This window comes from Marinobacter sp. (assembly GCF_039977835.1).
Lineage (GTDB): Bacteria > Pseudomonadota > Gammaproteobacteria > Pseudomonadales > Oleiphilaceae > Marinobacter.
This window is the reverse complement of the sequence record NZ_JBDWCL010000064.1, coordinates 161,842-180,822: the sequence shown is the minus strand read 5'-3', so window position 1 is coordinate 180,822 and position 18,981 is coordinate 161,842. Positions and strand designations below refer to the sequence as shown.

General features: G+C 56.6%; 17 protein-coding genes. 13 read left to right on the top strand and 4 right to left on the bottom strand.

Annotated features, from left to right (window positions below):
- Window positions 1–16: 16 nt before the first annotated feature.
- The 7 genes from ABJM11_RS18650 to ABJM11_RS18620 all read left to right on the top strand — a co-directional run bounded on the left by ABJM11_RS18650 (window position 17) and on the right by ABJM11_RS18620 (window position 7,924).
- Complete coding sequence (locus ABJM11_RS18650; protein ID WP_348292464.1) at window positions 17–1,078, top strand: PA0069 family radical SAM protein; 1,062 nt, start codon at window positions 17–19, stop codon at window positions 1,076–1,078.
- On the top strand, window positions 1,075–2,046 hold the full coding sequence (locus ABJM11_RS18645; protein WP_348292650.1) for an alpha/beta hydrolase: 972 nt from the start codon (window positions 1,075–1,077) through the stop codon (window positions 2,044–2,046). Before ABJM11_RS18650 ends, ABJM11_RS18645 begins: the two co-directional genes overlap by 4 nt.
- 137 nt (window positions 2,047–2,183) lie before the next feature.
- A complete protein-coding gene (locus tag ABJM11_RS18640) occupies window positions 2,184–3,260 on the top strand; it encodes a TRAP transporter substrate-binding protein (RefSeq protein ID WP_348292463.1) in 1,077 nt (358 codons plus the stop codon).
- A 101-nt stretch (window positions 3,261–3,361) separates the two neighbouring features.
- The gene (locus ABJM11_RS18635) at window positions 3,362–3,907 is read left to right on the top strand and encodes a TRAP transporter small permease subunit (RefSeq protein ID WP_348292462.1); all 546 of its coding nucleotides are present in this window, start codon (window positions 3,362–3,364) and stop codon (window positions 3,905–3,907) included.
- On the top strand, window positions 3,904–5,199 hold the full coding sequence (locus ABJM11_RS18630) for a TRAP transporter large permease subunit (protein WP_348292460.1): 1,296 nt from the start codon (window positions 3,904–3,906) through the stop codon (window positions 5,197–5,199). The genes ABJM11_RS18635 and ABJM11_RS18630 overlap by 4 nt, the downstream gene beginning before the upstream one ends.
- A 272-nt stretch (window positions 5,200–5,471) precedes the next feature.
- Window positions 5,472–6,794 carry a class I SAM-dependent methyltransferase gene (locus ABJM11_RS18625; RefSeq protein ID WP_348292458.1) on the top strand — a complete coding sequence of 441 codons (1,323 nt, stop codon included), beginning with the start codon at window positions 5,472–5,474 and terminating at the stop codon, window positions 6,792–6,794.
- A complete protein-coding gene (locus ABJM11_RS18620) occupies window positions 6,794–7,924 on the top strand; it encodes an NAD(P)/FAD-dependent oxidoreductase (protein WP_348292457.1) in 1,131 nt (376 codons plus the stop codon). Before ABJM11_RS18625 ends, ABJM11_RS18620 begins: the two co-directional genes overlap by 1 nt.
- A 66-nt stretch (window positions 7,925–7,990) precedes the next feature.
- Here the strand turns inward: ABJM11_RS18620 and ABJM11_RS18615 are convergent, their stop codons facing one another.
- Window positions 7,991–8,464 carry a Dps family protein gene (locus tag ABJM11_RS18615; protein WP_348292456.1) on the bottom strand — a complete coding sequence of 158 codons (474 nt, stop codon included), beginning with the start codon at window positions 8,462–8,464 and terminating at the stop codon, window positions 7,991–7,993.
- Between the two features lie 222 nt (window positions 8,465–8,686).
- Between ABJM11_RS18615 and ABJM11_RS18610 the strand changes: the two genes are divergently transcribed.
- Entirely contained in the window at window positions 8,687–8,962 is a 276-nt protein-coding gene (locus ABJM11_RS18610) for a DUF2061 domain-containing protein (RefSeq protein ID WP_348292455.1), read from the top strand.
- 18 nt (window positions 8,963–8,980) lie between these two features.
- On the opposite strand, the gene ABJM11_RS18605 is transcribed toward ABJM11_RS18610, so the two are convergent.
- A complete protein-coding gene (locus ABJM11_RS18605; protein ID WP_348292454.1) occupies window positions 8,981–10,423 on the bottom strand; it encodes a dihydrolipoyl dehydrogenase in 1,443 nt (480 codons plus the stop codon).
- A gap of 175 nt (window positions 10,424–10,598) precedes the next feature.
- On the opposite strand from ABJM11_RS18605, the gene ABJM11_RS18600 reads away from it, so the two are divergent.
- Window positions 10,599–11,264 carry a LysE family transporter gene (locus ABJM11_RS18600; RefSeq protein WP_348292453.1) on the top strand — a complete coding sequence of 222 codons (666 nt, stop codon included), beginning with the start codon at window positions 10,599–10,601 and terminating at the stop codon, window positions 11,262–11,264.
- 33 nt (window positions 11,265–11,297) lie between these two features.
- Here the strand turns inward: ABJM11_RS18600 and ABJM11_RS18595 are convergent, their stop codons facing one another.
- Window positions 11,298–12,359 carry a 3-deoxy-7-phosphoheptulonate synthase gene (locus ABJM11_RS18595; protein WP_348292451.1) on the bottom strand — a complete coding sequence of 354 codons (1,062 nt, stop codon included), beginning with the start codon at window positions 12,357–12,359 and terminating at the stop codon, window positions 11,298–11,300.
- A gap of 358 nt (window positions 12,360–12,717) precedes the next feature.
- Here ABJM11_RS18595 and ABJM11_RS18590 point away from each other — a divergent pair, with 358 nt between their 5' ends.
- The gene (locus ABJM11_RS18590) at window positions 12,718–13,515 is read left to right on the top strand and encodes a secretin N-terminal domain-containing protein (RefSeq protein WP_348292449.1); all 798 of its coding nucleotides are present in this window, start codon (window positions 12,718–12,720) and stop codon (window positions 13,513–13,515) included.
- 6 nt (window positions 13,516–13,521) lie between these two features.
- Here the strand turns inward: ABJM11_RS18590 and ABJM11_RS18585 are convergent, their stop codons facing one another.
- A complete protein-coding gene (locus ABJM11_RS18585; protein ID WP_348292447.1) occupies window positions 13,522–14,031 on the bottom strand; it encodes a DnaJ domain-containing protein in 510 nt (169 codons plus the stop codon).
- Window positions 14,032–14,350: 319 nt separating this feature from the next.
- On the opposite strand from ABJM11_RS18585, the gene ABJM11_RS18580 reads away from it, so the two are divergent.
- Genes ABJM11_RS18580 through ABJM11_RS18570 form a run of 3 tightly spaced genes read left to right on the top strand, consistent with a single transcriptional unit; the run spans window position 14,351 to window position 18,857 of the window.
- Window positions 14,351–15,454, top strand: a complete 1,104-nt coding sequence (locus ABJM11_RS18580; RefSeq protein WP_348292446.1) for an efflux RND transporter periplasmic adaptor subunit — start codon at window positions 14,351–14,353, stop codon at window positions 15,452–15,454.
- A complete protein-coding gene (locus tag ABJM11_RS18575; RefSeq protein ID WP_348292445.1) occupies window positions 15,454–18,537 on the top strand; it encodes an efflux RND transporter permease subunit in 3,084 nt (1,027 codons plus the stop codon). The genes ABJM11_RS18580 and ABJM11_RS18575 overlap by 1 nt, the downstream gene beginning before the upstream one ends.
- Window positions 18,534–18,857: a DUF3301 domain-containing protein gene (locus tag ABJM11_RS18570; RefSeq protein WP_348292444.1), complete on the top strand. Its 324-nt coding sequence runs from the start codon at window positions 18,534–18,536 to the stop codon at window positions 18,855–18,857. Before ABJM11_RS18575 ends, ABJM11_RS18570 begins: the two co-directional genes overlap by 4 nt.
- Window positions 18,858–18,981: the final 124 nt, after the last annotated feature.

Sequence of the window (18,981 nt, the reverse complement as noted above, 5' to 3'; positions counted from 1 at the left end):
GTACTCGGGATTTCGCATGAAAACTCGCGCAACACCGCTTAACCCCAGAAACCGCTTCCAGCCCATCGTTACTGACCGAGAGTGCGACGATGGCTGGTATCAGGACCCGGCTGACGACACCTGCCCTGATTCCCTGGCTACCGAAGTCACTGAAGAACAGGCACGTTCGATTATCAGCCGAAACCAGTCTCCGGATGTACCGTTTGCCCAGTCCATAAATCCCTACCGGGGGTGCGAGCACGCTTGTATTTACTGCTTTGCCCGGCCAACCCACGCCTACTGGGACATGTCTCCGGGGCTGGACTTTGAAACCCGGCTGATTGCCAAGCCCAACGCCGCGGAGCAACTTCGCCGCGAGCTCGACAAACCAGGTTACCAGGTATCCCCCATCGCCCTGGGCGTAAACACCGATGCCTATCAGCCCATTGAGAAACATCGGAAGATCACACGCAGCATTCTTGAAGTGCTGGCGGAGTACCGCCACCCGGTATCGATTATCACCAAGGGCGCGCTCATCCTGCGTGACCTGGACCTGTTGTCGGAACTGGCCAGCCATGGCCTGTGCTCAGTGCGGGTTAGTCTGACCACGCTGGACAACACCCTGAAACGTCAGATGGAGCCGCGAACAGCCGCCCCAGTCACACGCCTGAAGATCATCCGTGAACTGGCCGCTGCCGGCGTACCAACGGGCATCATCCTCGGGCCGGTTATTCCGTTCATCAACGATCATGAAATAGAGAGCATTCTTGGGGCCGCAGCCGAGGCGGGCGCGGAACGGGCAAGCTGGATCATGCTGCGCCTGCCCCTGGAACTGGACGAGCTGTTCCAGGATTGGTTACAACGGCATTTTCCGGACCGGGCCAGGCACGTCATGAACCGTATTCGTGATTTGCGCGGCGGCAAAAGTTACGATTCCAGATTCGGTCGCCGAATGACAGGGACGGGGCCATATGCAGACCTGGTGCGCCAGCGCTTTGCCAAACGCGCAAGGCAACTTGGCCTGAACGTTCATGAGACCGAGCCACTCAGGAGCGACCTGTTCAAACGCCCGGCCGGTGAACAGATAGGGTTGTTCTGAAGCCAGCCAGACAAACGGAGACCTGGATAATCGCTGCCAACAGAGATCAGGAACGTCATCTCACCCTTAGTGACGGTCGCCAGCTTGCCTACACCGACCTGGGGGACCCCGCAGGCTATCCGCTGGTATTCGGCCATGGCATGCCCGGCTCCCGGCTGGAGGGGCATTTTTTCCATGGCCGGGCTATGAGCCATGGTTTCCGCATCCTCACGCCGGACAGGCCGGGCATCGACAAATCCGCCTTCAGGTCTCGCCGCACGCTACTGGACTATCCTGACGATATAGGGCAACTCATGGACGCGCTCGGCCTTGATCGTTTCTGCCATATCGGGTGGTCCAGCGGTAGCTCCAGAACCCTTGCCTGTGGCTACGCTCTGGGCTCGCGCATGGACCTCGGCATCTGCCTGTCCGGATACACCCATTTTGCGGAATATGAGGGCGCACACCCCTTGCTAGCCGCCACCCGCTGGCCCGGCCCGATGCTTGCCCGCCACAGCAAGTTGCTGTTCCGGGTCGTCGCCGGCATTGTTACGCGGCTCTCAAGACACTATCCCGGCCTCTATCTGCGCCAAGCCAAACAGCTGATAAGCGACGAGGACCAATACATACTCAGCACCTGCAGCTCGGACGGTCTGTTCAAACAGGATCAACTTGCCTGCCTCAATAGCGGCGGGCGTGCCATTGCCACCGACCTGCTGACGGAACTGGAAGACTGGCAGTTCAGGCTAAAAGAGGTGCACATTCCCATCTGGATATACCAGGGTGGCAAGGACCCGTTCATACCCGTGGATTACGCAAACCACCTGGCCAGCCACTTACGGGATGCCGACCTCACCCTGATGCCGGACGCTGGCCACCTCTATCCCCTGACCGAAACTTTTCAGGACATCCTTTTCACTCGCCTGCGCCAACATCTCCAACCTTCCGGAAACCTGCATGCACCCGAGAATAGGGGAAACGTCGGGTAAGACCTAGGTCGTACAGACACCGGTTTTTCGTTCCGTTTCTCAACTTTTATTGCTAACTTGGACTACAGTAAAGGGTTACTCATCCTGAAAAGGGCGAGGCTCTTACCACAACAATGACAAAAGAGGCTAGAAGAGCAATGAAGATCCGTTCTGTTCTATCCGCGGCTGTGCTGGCTGTAGCAACTACCGTTGCTTCCACACAGGCGCTCGCTCAAGAAACCTTCACCCTCCGCCTGGCTGAGACCTGGGGCCCGAACTTTCCAATTTTTGGTGACACCACCAAAAACTTCGCCGAGCGCGTGGAGAAAATGTCTGACGGCCGCTTAAAGGTTCGCATTGACTCCGCCAACAAGCACAAGGCCCCGCTGGGTGTGTTCGACATGGTAAAGGCCGGTCAGTATGACATGGGGCACTCCGCCTCCTACTACTGGAAAGGCAAGGTACCCAACACGCTGTTTTTCACCAGCATGCCTTTCGGCATGAACGCCATGGAGCAATACGCCTGGTTCTATCATGGCGGCGGCATGGAGCTGATGCAGGAAGTGTATGAGCCCCATAACATGCTGTCCTTCCCGGGCGGCAACACCGGTGTACAGATGGGCGGATGGTTCCGTGAAGAGATCAAGTCTCTGGAAGATCTGGAAGGCCTGAAAATGCGGATCCCCGGCTTCGCGGGTGAGGTATTCGCGGAAGTTGGCGTCAATCCTACCAACATCGCCCCCGGTGAGCTCTACACCTCCCTGGAGCGTAACACCATTGATGCGGTGGAATGGGTAGGCCCGGCGCTGGATCTGCGTCTTGGTTTCCAGCAGATTGCCGACTACTACTACACCGGTTGGCACGAGCCTGCCACTGAACTGCAGTTCCTGGTCAACAAGAAAGTCTGGGATGAACTCCCGGCCGACCTGCAGGAAATCATGCGCATAGCCATGCGCACCGCCTCCTACGATATGCTGGTTCATTCCCAGCACGCCAACGCGGAAGCATGGGCCAATATCAAAGAAGATTATCCGAACGTGCAGATCAAGCAGTTCCCGCAGGAGATCTTCCAGGCCATGTACGAGGCCAACGAAAAACTGCTCAAGGAAGCCGCCAGTGCAAATGAGCAGGCAGCGAAAATCGTGAAGTCCCAGGAAGAGTATCTTGAGAAGAGCCGGGCCTACACGGACATTTCCGAACGCGCCTATCTCAACACGATGGCGGAAGTCGAGTAACATATCGGCAGTAACTGAGCCGGGATCGCTCTAGCGGTGGTCCCGGTTTTGTCGTTTATAGTAACCGGAAAATCGCCAGCTCACCTGGCGGAGGACAATCAATGCGTTGGATTATCAAGCTGGACGAAGGCCTGTCATGGCTGTCCATTTTTTGCGGCTGGGTGGCCTGTGTCGCAATGATTCTGATGGCGGGCAACGTTTTCTACGACGTCGTGGCTCGTTATGCATTCAATGAGGTTTCGATCGGCATGCAGGAAATGGAATGGCACCTGTATTCGGTGGTGTTCCTGCTCGGTATCCCCTACGCACTGCGGACAGACGGTCACGTTCGCGTAGACGTTTTCTACACTCGCTGGAGCGACAAGACCAAGGCCTGGGTCAACATGGTCGGAGCTGTTCTTTTTGTCGTCCCCTTTTCGTATCTTATCTGGAACTACGGCTATGAGTTCGCCGTTGAGTCCTACAGCATGGGCGAAGGCAGTGGGGATCCCGGTGGCCTCCCCCATCGCTGGATCATCAAAAGCGTGATTCCGATTTCCGCAGTCTTTACGGCCATCGCGGGGATCAACATGGTGACCTTCGCTCTGCGGGTTATCTCTGGCGAGAAGACTTATGAAGCCAAGCACGGCGCGGAGGGGCTCGCATGATCGGTATGATTATGTTTGCAGCCGCCCTCATCCTGCTGATGCTGGGGTTCCCGGTTGCCTTCACCTTTGGTGGTGTGGCCCTGTTTTTCGGGGTATTTGCCGAAGGCATGGACCTGTTCGCTTTCATGCCCTATCGCATCATGAGCGTGATGCAGAATACGGTACTGATGGCCGTGCCATTGTTTATTTTCATGGGCGTCGTACTACAGCGCACGAGACTGGCTGAACAGCTGCTGACGTCCATGGGCCGTCTGTTCGGTGGACTTCCAGGCGGGTTGGCCATTTCAACCATTCTGGTGGGCGCACTGCTGGCGGCATCAACCGGCGTGGTTGGCGCCAGTGTGGTCGCCATGGGCCTGATCTCGCTACCCGTAATGCTCGCCCACGATTATGACAAACGGCTGGCGACGGGCACCATCTGTGCAGCCGGCACTCTGGGCCAGATTGTTCCACCTTCAATCATCCTGATCATTCTTGGGGATGTCCTGGGCCTTCCTGTCGGGGACCTCTTCAAGGCGGCGGTCATTCCGGGTGTGGTGCTGGTCGGCCTTTACATTTTCTATATTCTTGTACTGACCCGCTTCCAGCCGCAGATGGCGCCCGCCATGCCGGATGACAGCGGCCTGTCCCGCAAGAAGGAAATTCTCGCGGCCCTGCTGGCGATCATCCCGCCCCTGGCGTTGATTGTTGTTGTCCTTGGTTCCATCTTCGCCGGCATAGCCACGCCGACGGAATCTTCCGCGCTTGGCGGTATCGGGGCCATCGTGCTGGCAATCATCTACCGCCAGTTCTCATTCAAGATGGTTTGGGACGCGTCAAAGGATACCGTCAAGGTCACCGCCATGGTGTTCGCCATTCTGGTCGGTGCAACCGCGTTCTCCATGGTCTTCAGTTATACCGGCGGTGATTATCTTCTGGAGGAATGGCTGCTGCAGCTTCCCGGTGAGAAGTGGGGCTTCATTATCCTGGCCATGCTGGTCATCCTGGTGCTGGGTTTCTTCATCGATTTTGTGGAAATCTCGTTTATTATCGTACCGATTCTGGCACCAGTGGCAGAAGCCATGGGCATTAACATGCTGTGGTTCGCCATCCTGATTGCCATGAACCTGCAGACCAGCTTCCTGACGCCCCCGTTCGGGTTCAGTCTGTTCTATCTCAAAGGGGTGTCCCCCCCCGGGGTAAGAACGACCGATATCTACAAAGGGGTTTTACCCTTTATCCTGATGCAGATACTGGTTCTGGCAATGATTGTCATTTTCCCGGAATGGTTTGGTATGAGCGCCTCTTACTGACAACACCCTGCGACAGAAACTGATAGCAAGGAGAAACAAGAGCATCGGGGCTTCACGCCCCGATGCACGTCCCCCTTCCTGCCTATTGGCGCCATAGCCGCCTTCAATACTCTCTGGATATGACAAAACGCGCTTGTTTTCTATACTGAGTGAGGAAACAGGCGAATCTCAGCTGTGATATCGAGACACGCCCTGATGCTGAATCACCCTCGGCCGGATTAACGTCGACCTCGGCCCGTGATTAACCAGCTATAAAAGGGAGGCAAGGATTCATGAATGAAACCACTGCGCGGAAAACGACTGACGCCAACGACGACCGTCATCAACAAAAACCGCATGTACTGACACTGCCGCTCGACGACCAGCAGGCAGACAGAGAGCCCCACAGCTACGAGCGCTGGCTGTTAGCCAAACTCATGCGCATGGCTGGTGATCCGCCGGTGCGGTTTCAATTATGGAACGACGACCTGATTGAGCCCGAGAAGGGTCAGCCACGCTTCACCCTCAGGCTTACCGACCCCAAAGCTTTATTTGCACTGGTCACGAATCCGAACCTCGCCTTCGGTGATCTCTACGCCGCCGGAAGGCTCCAGGTGGATGGTGATCTGCCGGAATTGATGGAGGCGCTATACCGCGCCGTGCACCAGGCCAGACAACAATGGCCCAAGTGGCTGGAGGCTCTGTGGCGCAATCACAATCCTCGCTCCACCGGTGTCTCCGAGGCGAAAGAAAATATCCACCACCACTATGACCTGGGCAACGAGTTTTATCAGCTCTGGCTCGACCAGGCGGAGATGCAGTACACCTGTGCTTATTACGAAAGCCCGGATCTGACCCTGGAACAGGCCCAACTGGCGAAGCTGGAGCATGTATGCCGCAAGTTACGCCTTAAGCCGGGGATGACGGTGGTGGAAGCCGGCTGCGGCTGGGGAGGCCTTGCGCGCTATATGGCCCGTAACTATGGCGTAAAAGTACACTCCTATAATATCTCCACGGAACAGCTGGCCTATGCCCGGGCAGAAGCAAAATGCCAGCAACTGGACCACCTGATTGACTACGTCGAAGACGACTATCGCAACATCAGTGGCCAATACGATGCCTTCGTCTCTATTGGCATGCTGGAGCATGTGGGCAAAGAAAACTATCAGGCGCTTTCCCAGCTCATCCGCCGCTCTCTCAAACCCGACGGCATCGCGTTGTTGCACAGTATTGGCCGCAACCGCCCCATGTTGATGAACGCCTGGATCGAGAAGCGTATTTTCCCGGGTGCCTACCCCCCGAGCATCTCGGAGTTCATGGGCATTTGTGAGGAAGGTGGCTTCTCGGTGCTTGATGTGGAGAACCTGCGGCTGCACTACGCCCAGACTCTGACTCACTGGATGGAGCGGTACCGCAACAGCATGGACAAGGTAACCGACATGTACGACGAACACTTTGCCAGGGCCTGGGAAATGTATCTGGCAGGCTCCACTGCCGCTTTCCGGGCAGGTTCCCTCCAGCTGTTTCAGGTGGTCTTCACCCACGGCGAAAACAACGAGCTGCCCCGAACCCGACAGGATCTCTATACTTTCCCGGCCGCTCCTGAGGTCCAGTAATGGAATATTACGACCTGATCATCGTTGGCGCCGGCCCGGCAGGGTCCACGCTCGCCCACGCGCTCAGAGACAGCGGCAAGAGAGTCCTGATTATCGATAAACAGGATTTCCCCCGCGACAAAACCTGTGCCGGCTGGGTTACCCCGACGGTCATGAAAAGTCTGGATATTGATATCGCCGCGTATGGGGCCCGGCACACCCTTCAACCCATACGGCAATTCCGTATCGGTATGATGGGGCAGCCCGCCGTGCTCAATGATCATGGCCATGTTGTCAGCTACGGCATCCGCCGTTGCGAGTTCGATGCCCATCTTCTGGACCGGGTGACGGCACCCAAACAGCTCAAAACGCCGGTCAAGTCTATTCTCCGCAGCGACGGCAACTGGGTGGTTAACGATACCTGGGAGGCACCACTGATTGTGGGTGCCGGAGGCCATTTCTGCCCTGTCGCAAAATTGCTTGGCGATGGCCCTGGCAGCCATGAGACGGTGGTGGCCGCCAAGGAAGTGGAATTCGAAATGACCCCGGCGCAAGCGGAGGTCTGCGAAGCCCGTGGCGACACCCCCGAGCTATGGTTCTGCCGTGACCTGAAGGGCTACGCCTGGGTGTTCCGTAAAGGGAATTACCTGAACATCGGCCTTGGACGGGAAGATAACCACAAGCTCAGCGAACACCTGAGTGCTTTTGTGGATGAAATGAAATCTGAAGGCCGTATACCGAGTGACCTGCCCGGCCGGTTCAAGGGCCACGCCTACCTGCTGTATGCCCATGCAGAAAGGCCCCTGGCCGACGATGGCCTGTTACTGATCGGAGATTCCGCCGGCCTGGCCTACACCCAGAGCGGGGAAGGCATTCGTCCCGCCATCGAGTCCGCCCTGATTGCGGCGGATATTATCCGCGACAGGGAGGACTACTCCGCGCAGTCACTGCAAGCTTATGGTGAAGCCATCGCCCACCGTTTCGGCAACCGGGCGATTTCACGGGACCAGGGATGGCAGGTACCGGACTGGGTGAAAATGCCACTGGCCAGCACCCTGATGCGGTCCCACTGGTTCACCCGCAAGGTCGTTACCGAGAAATGGTTCCTCCACCAGGAGGTGCCGCCGCTGGACTCCCTGGCCAGCAACTGACCTGCAAAAAAATGGCGACCGAGGGTCGCCATTTTTCACAAAACCATGAATTAGTAGTAGGTTGACTTAGTGGCCCAGATAGCTGCGGTACATCCACACGGTTTTTTCCTGCTGCGAGATGTAGTCACTCATCAGTGCCACCGTACCCTCGTCGTCCGCATCACTGGCCAGGTGAAGCAACTCGCGCTGCTTGCCGATCAGTTTGGCGAAGCTTTCGACGATGTTCTCCACCGCGTCTTTGCCATCGGCAACGTCTTTACGTTCGGGCACTTCTGACTTCTCGATGTACGTGCTGTAAGCATGTGCCGGGCGATGACCAAGCGTAAGTACCCGTTCCGCAATCTCATCGATTTTCAGTAGCAGGTCGTCGTAAAGCTCTTCAAACTTGGCGTGCAGCTCGAAAAAGTTGTCGCCCTTGATATTCCAGTGGTACCCGCGCACGTTCATGTAGAAGATCTGGTAATTGGATAGCAGATCGTTCAGAGAATTTGCCAGTTGTTGGGTCTTGTCTGTATCCAGACCGATAAAGTTCGTGCTCATAACGTGTCTCCTTGACTGTTATCTGTATGTGATGGAAGCAACGATAACCAGAAGCCATCAATAGGTAAAGATAAATGATGCAATTAAACCTATAGTGCAAAGTAATTAATAAAATCGCACTTTCATAGCAAAATTCTATCAATTTTCTTCAGATAATTAATTTCAAAGCGATTATCATTTACGATTGAATGTACTCATCGTCAACTAACAGGCAGAGCCATCATGAGTACCCTCAAAATGTTTGTTCATAATCATGGAACCAAGGGTGACAACTCTCTGTTGAAAACCATTACCTTTGCGATAACCCATTTCACCGTTGCGTTTACCGTTGCCTACCTGCTGACGGGCGACATCCTCATAGGCAGTCTGATTGCCATGGTTGAACCGGCCATTAACACGGTTGCCTATTTCTTCCATGAGAAGATATGGGCCCGCAAACAGCAGATTGCAAGGGAGGCGTCCGATAGCGCTCACGGCCCCCTCGCCAGAAGCTTCTGAAGTCGGGCCTCTGTGGTGTTAACCACCGGGCCCGCAATCCAGGCATTGTTCGACCGGCTGAGGACCAATACCAAGGTTGCGGTTAAGGTCCCGCAAAGCTGTCCTGAGCCCCTCTTCGATGACAGGATGATAAAATGGCATCTCAAGCATCTCACTGACCGTCATGCGGTTCTGCACTGCCCAGGCCAGCAGGTGGCCGATATGCTCGGCCGCGGGGCCAAACATCTCCGCACCAAGAAATAACCCGCTGCCTCTCTCACCGTACAAATGCAGCAGCCCCTTATTGGCCCCGATGACGCGGCTACGCCCCTGCCCTTCGAAGGACAATTTGCCTACGGCGTAACGGTCCTTGCAGCGATCCTCGACTTCCTTGATGGTCATTCCCACCGTGGCGATCTGTGGGTCGGTAAACACAATACCCAGTGGTACCCGCCGCAGTCCTGCCCGTACGTCAGGGTAACGGCCAGCATTGTCGCCGGCAATGCGCCCCTCGTCAGCTGCCTCATGCAGTAACGGAGCGTCGCTGTTGGCATCGCCTGCGATGAATATGTGGCTGTCACCACACTGAAGCGTGTAGTGGTCGAACAAGGGTGAGCCCTGGTCATCCTGGGCAATATCGGCATTCTGAATATCCAGCCCATCCACATTCGCGCGCCGCCCCGTGGCCGCCAGCAGATAATCAAAGGTTTCCGTTGTATCACCACGATCAGGATCGAGGAAACGGATACGGACACCTTCCCCGGTTCTCTCCACGGACTTCACACCGGAGTCCGCATCCAGGGGAAACTCCTCGTTGAAAGACTCCAGCGCATACTTCTGGATGGCATCTTCCTGAAGCGGACCGACTCCGCCACTGACACCAAACATCCGAACCCGAACACCCAGCCGGCTGAGCGCCTGCCCCAACTCCAGACCAATAATGCCGGGGCCGAACACCGCCACTGACTGAGGCAGATCCTCCCACTCAAACACATCATCATTCACGACCAGACGATCCTTGGCGTCCCTGAGAAAACCGGGGATATTCGGCCGCGAACCCGTTGCGATAACCACCCGCCCAGCCTCTATTTCCAGATTGTCACCGACAACGATGTGATGGGGTGACAGGAACCGGGCGTGGCCGCGGAGACGATGCGCTTCAGGAAACCCCTCAACGGCTTCCACCACAAAACTGACGAAACGGTCGCGCTCCTTACGTACCCTGTCCATAACCGCCTTGCCGTCGATATGGACATTACCGGGGTGCACCCCGAACATCGGCGCCTTTTGCAGGTGATGGGCACTCTCGGCTGCTGCAATCAGCAGCTTGCTGGGCATACAGCCCACCCTGGCACAGGTGGTCCCATAGGGGCCGCCCTCAATCATCACCACACTGTCAGTATGCTTTCGGGCGGCACGGTAGGCGCCCATGCCGGCCGTTCCCGCTCCGATAACCGCCACATCTACCTTGCGTCTGTCCACGTCAACAACTCCTGGCTCGCCGGAATGTTTCGTTCACTTGCCTGAGTATAGAGGGGAAATCCGGTAATGGTTCAGTTCCGGACCGGAACACTCCCGGCATACTTGTACAGGACTTTTTGTTCCTGAGCTTCTAGACTGACATCCGGCCCCGTAATTCCCTCAGGAGACAACAGACGTGCACAATTACTGGCCAGAGTTCATCACCGTTGCCCTTGTTCACTTCCTCGCCGTTGCCAGCCCCGGCCCGGACTTCGCCGTAATGCTTCGCCAGGCCCTGTGCCAGAGCCGACGCAACGCCCTGTTGACGGCTTTTGGCATTGGTACGGGCATCCTCGTTCATGTGGGCTATTCCCTGCTCGGCATCGGCCTGATCATTCAGCAGTCCCTGGTGCTGTTCAGTATTCTCAAGGTTATTGGCGCCTTATACCTGACCTGGATTGCTATCCAGTGTTTACGCTCGAAAGCCGGCGGTGTTCACGTGGAGACTGCAAATGGCGAGCAACAATCCGGTCTGGCAGCGTATCGGCTGGGCTTTCTGACTAATGTATTGAACCCCAAAGCGACGCTGTTCTTCGTTTCGCTATTTTCGGTGATTATCAGCCCGGGCACACCGATTGCCATCCAGTCTGCCTACGGCATCTACATGGCTGTGGCGACAGGACTGTGGTTCATGGCGGTGGCAGTGTTCTTCACGCTGCCCCAGATCCGCAAGGGATTTAACCGTTTCGGCTACTGGCTGGACCGCCTGATGGGAGGCGCCTTACTGTTGCTTGCAGGACAGTTGCTGTTTTCTACTGTATCAGGGGATGAGAGTGGACCTGTCAACCCTGGTCAGGACTGAGGGCTGGTTGCCGGACTCGGGTGATCTCCCCGGCTACAGCGACCTGAGTAATTCCTCCGTCTGCTTCCAACTGATGCAGGGATCGGTCAGCGAACATCCGTAGAGTAGATCGTCGCTGTCATTCTGGCGACCTTCTTCAAGAAAACTCTCCAACATCAAACCAGCAATATTCGGGTTCCCCGACCGTTTCTGGGCAATCACTACTCTGGCAATCTCCAATTGCCTCGCTGACTGTTTTTGGGCGTTGTCATGGCTGCAATCGACCATCACAGAAGCCGAGACACCAGAAGCATTTAAGGCGTCCATTGCTTCGCGGATACTCTTCTCGTCGTAATTGGTGACGCTCCGGCCACCCCTCAATACAAGGTGAGTATCGGAATTGCCCTGTGTTGTAATCATCGCCGGAGCCCCGTTACTGCCCACACCGAACCGGTGATGAGGATGCGCCGCTGATTTCATGGCATTGATCGCCACGCCAATACTGCCGTCGGTGCCGTTCTTGAAGCCCGTTGGCATTGGCAGACCGCTGACCAGCTCCCGGTGGACCTGGGACTCTGTAGTGCGGGCGCCAATGGCGGTCCAACTGACGAGGTCACCGAGGTAGTCCATGGCAAACGGGCTGAGGGCTTCGGTAGCCAGGGGCAGCCCCATGTCTGACAGATTGAGAAGCAGGCGGCGGGAACGCAGCAGGCCTTCGTTGAGGTCGCCGGTACCGGTGCGTTCCGGGTCGTACAGCAGACCTTTCCAGCCAACGGTGGTGCGGGGTTTCTCCAGGTAGGCACGCATAACAATCAGGAAACGGTCACTGACATCGTCGGCCAGTTTTTTCAGCTTTTCACCATACTCCATTGCTGCCACCTCATCATGAATGGAGCAGGGCCCGACAACCACCAGCGTTCGTGAGTCCTCGCCGCGTAAAACCCGGCGGATGGATTCCCGGTGCCGGTGTATCTGCGCCTGCAACCGGGTGGATACCGGCAGACTGGCTCGAAGCTCGGCAGGTGTCGGCAGCAGAACTTCCGTATTCCCGCGCTCTACCTCCTGCGGCACCGAATCTGCTTCGCTCACTGTCTCGACATTCAGCGACATGTTCATGGTCAGTGTTCCCGTTTCCCTGTGTCAGAATCAAAAAAGCCCCGGCTGGGCTACCAGTCGGGGCTTTTTGAGTCCGGTGGCAGCCTGGGTTCCTGCCGGGCTGCCTTCCTCGTTATTCGGTCGATGAAGATCTTATGGGCGGCCCGGGCTCTGGCTAAAATAGCCATAACCAAACCACCAGAAAAACACAGCAGCGACCACAGCTGCCGGTTTTTCACCGAAAGCTTGCAGAACATTCAATTGACAGGTCGTGTGTGTCGTCTTCATGCTTTCCAATATATATCCCCTGTTTCCGGCTTTGCAACCCGTAAATCCGGTTTTTGTGGAATTTCCGGTCAAACCTGTCGCGGAGTTTTCAATGCAGATCCCTATTGCCCGGCCCGCCAGAACGCTTGTTGTCCCACTGATGGCGCTACTGCTGCTATTGTTTGCGGGAACCCTCATTGCGGCACCCGAAGCCCGCACCTATGAAATGAGTCAACGCTCCGCCGAGGATGTGGCCCGGCAAATTCGCGAACTCTATCCCGATGGACAGGTTTCCATCACCGCGCGCGGACAGCAGATGGTGGTACGCGGCGAGCCTTCAGTGCTGGATGAGATTGGCATGTTGGTGGAAACCATGGACGTCGCACCAGTGCAGATGCGCATTACCGTTCGCTCCCGCAACAACGTCGACAGTAAGAGTGGTGGCATAGGCGCTTCGGGCAATAACAACCAGGTGAATGTTCAGGCTGAGCGCAAGATCACCACCACGCGCCGCCATCAGGAGCGCACCCTGGTAGTCCAGGATGGCCAGTCCGCCCATATTACCTCCGGACAGGTTCGCACGGTGCCGGTTGCTATCCGTGGCGGTCGAAACCCGGCGGCTTTTCTTGGCCAGGTAGAAACCCGCAGCGGCTTTCTGGTCAGCCCACAGGTAATTTCCGATCAGGCCATAGAGCTGAATATTGTCTCTTTCGAGGAAGACCCGGAGGGCGACCTGCCCGGCTATGACACCGAAGCACTAATGACGATTCGCAGGGTAAGACCAGGCGAATGGGTAGAGCTTGGCAGCACTCGCGAGCGAAGGGTTGGCGAACAGGGCGGGATCACTTACCAGACCAGCGGAAACCGCCAGCAGAACCAGACGTTTGAAGTGAGAGTTGAGGTGTACTGAGCGTGATCAGGCCTGAGAGTCAAGCAGCACCGCTTTGGCCTCATTGATTTTCGCCGCCAGGTAATCGTTACCGCCCCGGTCGGGATGCAGCTTGTGTATCAGCCGGCGATGCGCCTGAATGACGTCCTCGCGGGCACACCCGGGTGTAACACCCAGTATCTCGCAGGCTTCCCGAGGCGACATGTTACCGGAACTGGTCTGCGCCTGTTGATGCCGGCTGTTGTTCTTGGTTCCACTCTCGCTGGCCGCCCTTTGTTCCTGACCAAAAACGCGGCGGATCATGGGCGCAAACCTGAGCAATGCGGGCAACTTTCTCAACAAGGGCAAGAGGGCGGCCACCGCAGCGGTCAGCACATGAACCCGACCGGTCAGCACCATGAAAAGAAGCAGGGCTCCGCCTGCGACCAACAGAATTTTCCAGGTGGCCGCTTTTTTCTTCTCAGGGGTTAACGCTCCCCACTGTTTCAGTACAATGAATGCGCCAGCCGTCAGGGCAATACCAAGAATCCAGTGCATTCAATAATCCTTAATGGTACTTCGGTCGTAATTCTGTCACCACCGGATGCCAGAATAACCCGTATAAAGTGTTGCTACCATCCGCCTGGGATAATGCCGACACCTTGCGATCAGCACAGTAATTGTACGCACATTTACTGATAAATCGGTGACAATGCCCCTGACCGTTGTATAGGATGCTATTCTTTACGGTTTTCCATGTTGTCTCATTACCACCATCTTTTCTGCTTGCCGGACGCACCGGCCGCTAGAGTCGATGGCCAGAGCCTACAAAACTGACACGATCACCTGCAACAGACATACGACCCAGGACTGAACTATGCGCACTGCCTCCCGCTTCCTGATTGTAATCATTTTTCTCGGTGTCGTACTTGGCGGCATTTTTGGCTATAAGTTCTACCAGTTCGGTCAGATGGAAAAGCAGTTTTCCCAACCGCAACCGCCCGCACAGATTTCAGCAATCACCGCCAAGGCGGAAAACTGGACACCTGAGCTCAAGGCTGTTGGCAGTGTTGAGGCAATTAACGGCATTGAGGTGGCCAACGAAGTCCCCGGTGTTGTAGAGACTATCAGCTTCGAATCTGGTGATACCGTGGAAAAGGGCGACATTCTGATCCGGCTTGATGCTGCCATCGACGAGGCCGCGTTGCGTACTCGTCGGGCAGAAGCCCAGTTGGCTGAGCAGGAGTTCAAAAGGGTTTCTGATCTTCTGCCGAAACGCGCTGTCTCCCAGTCCCAGTATGATGAAGCCAAGGCCAATTTCGATGCGGCCAGGGCTCGCGTCAACGAAGCAGAGGCCCAACTGAGTAAAAAGGTCATTCGTGCACCGTTCAACGGCAAACTCGGGCTGCGCCTGATTGACCAGGGGGAGTACATCGGTACCGGGACTCCGATTGTGGAAATCAACATGCTGAACCCGATCTACGTGGACTACACCCTGTCCGAAAAAGAACTGCCAGGAGTTGCCCGCGGCTATGAGGTGGTCGCCACCGTCGCTGCCGTTCCGGAACGCACCTTCCAGGGCGAGGTCAGCGCCATTAACACCTCGGTCAACCCTGAAACCCGTACCGTTCGCGTTCGTGCCACGCTGGACAACGAGGATAACCTGCTTCGTCCCGGCATGTTTGCCACTATCTCTACCCGGCAGCCGGAAGATCGCAAGGTTATTACGGTGCCTCGCACCGCCATTTCCTATAACACCTACGGCGATTTTGTCTTTGTTGTGGAAGAAAACGACGATGGCGAACTGATCGTTAACCGGCGCACGGTACAGACCGGCAACACCCGTGATGGCCGTGTTGCGGTAACCGATGGCCTGCAGGAAGGCGAACAGGTGGTCTCCAAGGGTCTGCTGAGATTGCGCGCGGGCCAGCGAGTCGAGATCCAGGATGATAGCGACAAACCGGCGGAGGCGTCCGAGTAATGCGTTTCACCGATATATTCGTTCAGCGCCCCGTCCTTGCCACGGTGGTCAGCCTGCTCATCCTGTTGCTGGGTGCGCGGGCGGCCATGGAAATGGAAATACGCCAGTATCCGGAGCTGGAAAGCACCACGGTAACCGTTACCACGGCCTATCCCGGAGCGAGTTCCGACCTGGTAAAAGGGTTTATAACCACGCCCCTGCAGCAGGCCATCGCGGAAGCCAGCGGTATTGATTACCTGACTTCCACCAGCTCCCAGGGCCGCTCCACCATTGAAGCCAAGATGGTGCTGAACTACGACGCCAACGCAGCACTGGCCGAGATCCAGGCCAAGGTTGCCAGCCAGCGCAACGTGCTTCCGGCAGACGCACAGGACCCGGTCATCACCTCCACCACCGGTGACTCCACTGCCCTGATGTATATTGCCTTTTACAGCGATGAGCTGAAGGTTCCCCAGATCACCGACTACCTTACCCGGGTGGTGCAGCCCAAGCTTCAGGCGCTATCCGGTGTCGGCAAGGCCGACCTCCTGGGCCGAAAATTTGCCCTGCGGGTCTGGCTTGACCCGGAGCGCCTGTCTGCGGTCGACATGACACCCCGTGAAGTCGTGGATGTCCTGCTGCGAAACAACTACCAGGCCGCTGTCGGTAACACTGAAGGCAAGTACACCAAGATCAGCATGACCAGCGATACCGATGTGGCTGACCCGGAGCAGTTCAAGGATCTGGTTGTGAAAGAGTCTGAAGGCTCTCTGATCCGCCTGCGTGACATTGCCCGTGTTGAACTGGGCTCGGAAACCTACGACCAGCTGGCGCTCTACAAGGGACAGCCGGCAACTTACGTGGCCATTGAGCTTTCTCCGGGCGCCAACCCTCTGACCGTTGCCGACAAAGTGAAGAGCGAACTGCCAGGAATTGAAAGCCAGTTGCCGTCCGGCCTGAATGTTCGCCTCGCCTATGACGCCTCTGACTTTATCGACAACTCCATTCAGGAGGTGATCAAAACGCTGTTAGAGGCAATGGTCATCGTTCTGGTGGTGGTTTTCCTGTGCCTGGGGTCCGTCCGCGCCGCGGTAGTGCCTTCGGTTGCGGTGCCGTTGTCACTGATTGGCGGCGCCTTTGTGATGCTTATCATGGGATTCTCGCTGAATCTGCTGACATTGCTGTCAATGGTTCTTGCCATCGGCCTGGTCGTGGATGATGCCATCATCATGGTGGAGAACGTCCATCGCCATATTGAGGAAGGTGAATCCCGTTTCGATGCGGCTATTAATGGTGCGCGGGAAATGGCCACACCCATTATCGCCATGACCACCACCCTGGTCGCAGTCTATGCCCCCATCGGGTTTATGGGTGGCCTTGTCGGTTCCCTGTTCACGGAATTCGCATTCACTCTGGCGGGCACCGTTGTCATTTCCGGCATCGTAGCTCTGACGCTGTCCCCGATGCTGTCCGGCAAGATCCTCAAGCCCCATGGCAATCCGGGCCGGTTCGAACAGCTGGTTGAGCGCAGTTTCAACGGGCTTGCCAATACCTACAAGCGCGCGCTCAGTTCGTTGATGGACACGAAATCGGTGGTTATTTTCTTCGCTATCGTGGTTCTGGGGTCTATTTACTTCATGGTCGCAATGAGCCAGAACGAACTGGCGCCAACGGAAGACCAGGGCATTCTGTTCTACCAGGGTACGGCGGCGCAGACGTCCACTCTCGAGTACCTGCAGGAGCATGGCGACGAAATACAGCAGCGTATGTCGACAGTTCCGGGTTACAACGAGGATTTCATGATCCTCGGCATTACCGCGCCCAACGCCGTATTTGGCGGCTTCAAGATGAAGCCCTGGAGCGAGCGTGAGATCAGCCAATTCGAGGCCCAGCCGTTGCTTGACCAGGAGTTGAAAAACGTAACCGGCCTGCAAACGGCTGTTTTTCCGCGCCCGTCCCTGCCGGGGTCCGGCGGTGGCCTGCCCTTCCAGTTCGTCATTACCACGGGTGAGAATTACGAGCGCCTCAACGACGTTGCCAACGAACTTCAGGGTAAGGCGATGCAGAGCGGCAACTTCATGTTCCTGCAAAAATCCATTGATTTTGACCGCCCTGTCACGCAGGTCAAGGTAGATCGTGACCGGGTGGCGGACCTTGGGCTGTCCATGCAGGAAATCGGCCAGGCGATGTCCAGCATGCTGGGTGGCGGTTACATCAACCGCTTCAATATGCAGGGCAGGTCCTACCAGGTGATTCCCCAGGTAGACCAGCAGTTCCGCATGGATGAACAGGCCCTGAATGACTACTACATTCGCGCGGATAACGGCGAACTGGTGCCTCTGTCCAGTGTTATCAGCTTCGAAAAATCCGTGGAGCCCTCCCAGCGGACCCAGTTCAATCAGCTGAACTCGCTCACCCTGGAGGGCGTGATAACGCCGGGTGTGACGGTAGGCGATGCCATGGCTTTTATGGAAAATGCCGCTGCCGAAAGCTTCCCCCAGGGCTTCTCTTTTGACTACACCGGTGAGTCCCGGCAGTTTGCCAATCAGGGAAGTGCGCTGGTCGTGACGTTCTTCCTGTCACTGCTGGTGATCTACCTGGTACTGGCAGCCCAGTTCGAGAGTTGGCGCGACCCGTTCATTATCCTGGTGTCAGTCCCCATGTCGGTGGCCGGGGCCATGGCGTTCATCGTACTTGGCTTTGCCAGCATGAACATCTATACCCAGGTGGGCCTGATAACCCTGATCGGGGTCGTGTCGAAGAACGGGATCCTGATTGTGGAGTTCGCCAATCAGCTTCAGGTAGACCGGGGGCTGAACAAGCGCGAGGCCGTCATCGAGGCAGCAGCCATACGCCTGCGCCCCATCATCATGACCTCCCTGGCACTGATCTTCGCCATGGTACCTCTGCTGATCGCCGTCGGCCCAGGCGCCGAGAGCCGGTTTGCCATCGGCCTGACCATCAGCACCGGCCTCGGCATCGGCACCCTGTTTACCATTTTCGTACTGCCGGCGTTTTACATACTGCTGGGCCGTGATCATCACGGCTCGGCTGCGGCTGAATATGGAAATGGTGATAACGGACACAGAGCCCCGGCACAGTGACGCTTGGAACGCTCTTCTGGCTCTTTGTGGCCGGGTTCGCCACCTGGTATTGGTGGCGGGCCAAGGCCATAAAGGACTTTGTACTCCAGGCAGCCAGAAACTATTGCAAAAAGATGGATGTGATGCTGCTGGACGATGCAGTCTATCTTCGCGGCCTCTGGTTCAAGCGAGACGACAACGGCCGCCTACGCGTGTGGCGCCGGTTTCTGTTCGATTTTACCTCAACCGGAGAAGAGCGCTACAACGGCCGCATCATCATGCTCGGCCAGCGCATAGTTCATATGGAACTGGAGCCCCACCGTTTCGGACCTGACCTGTAAACCCTGGCAGCCCCCTGTCCCACAAACCACGACACATTACCTCCCCCAAATGGGCGATTCTTACTCAGGGGCCCAGCAACTTGCCTCCCTGTAGTGTGCACTACTGCCATTCATAGCGAACCTG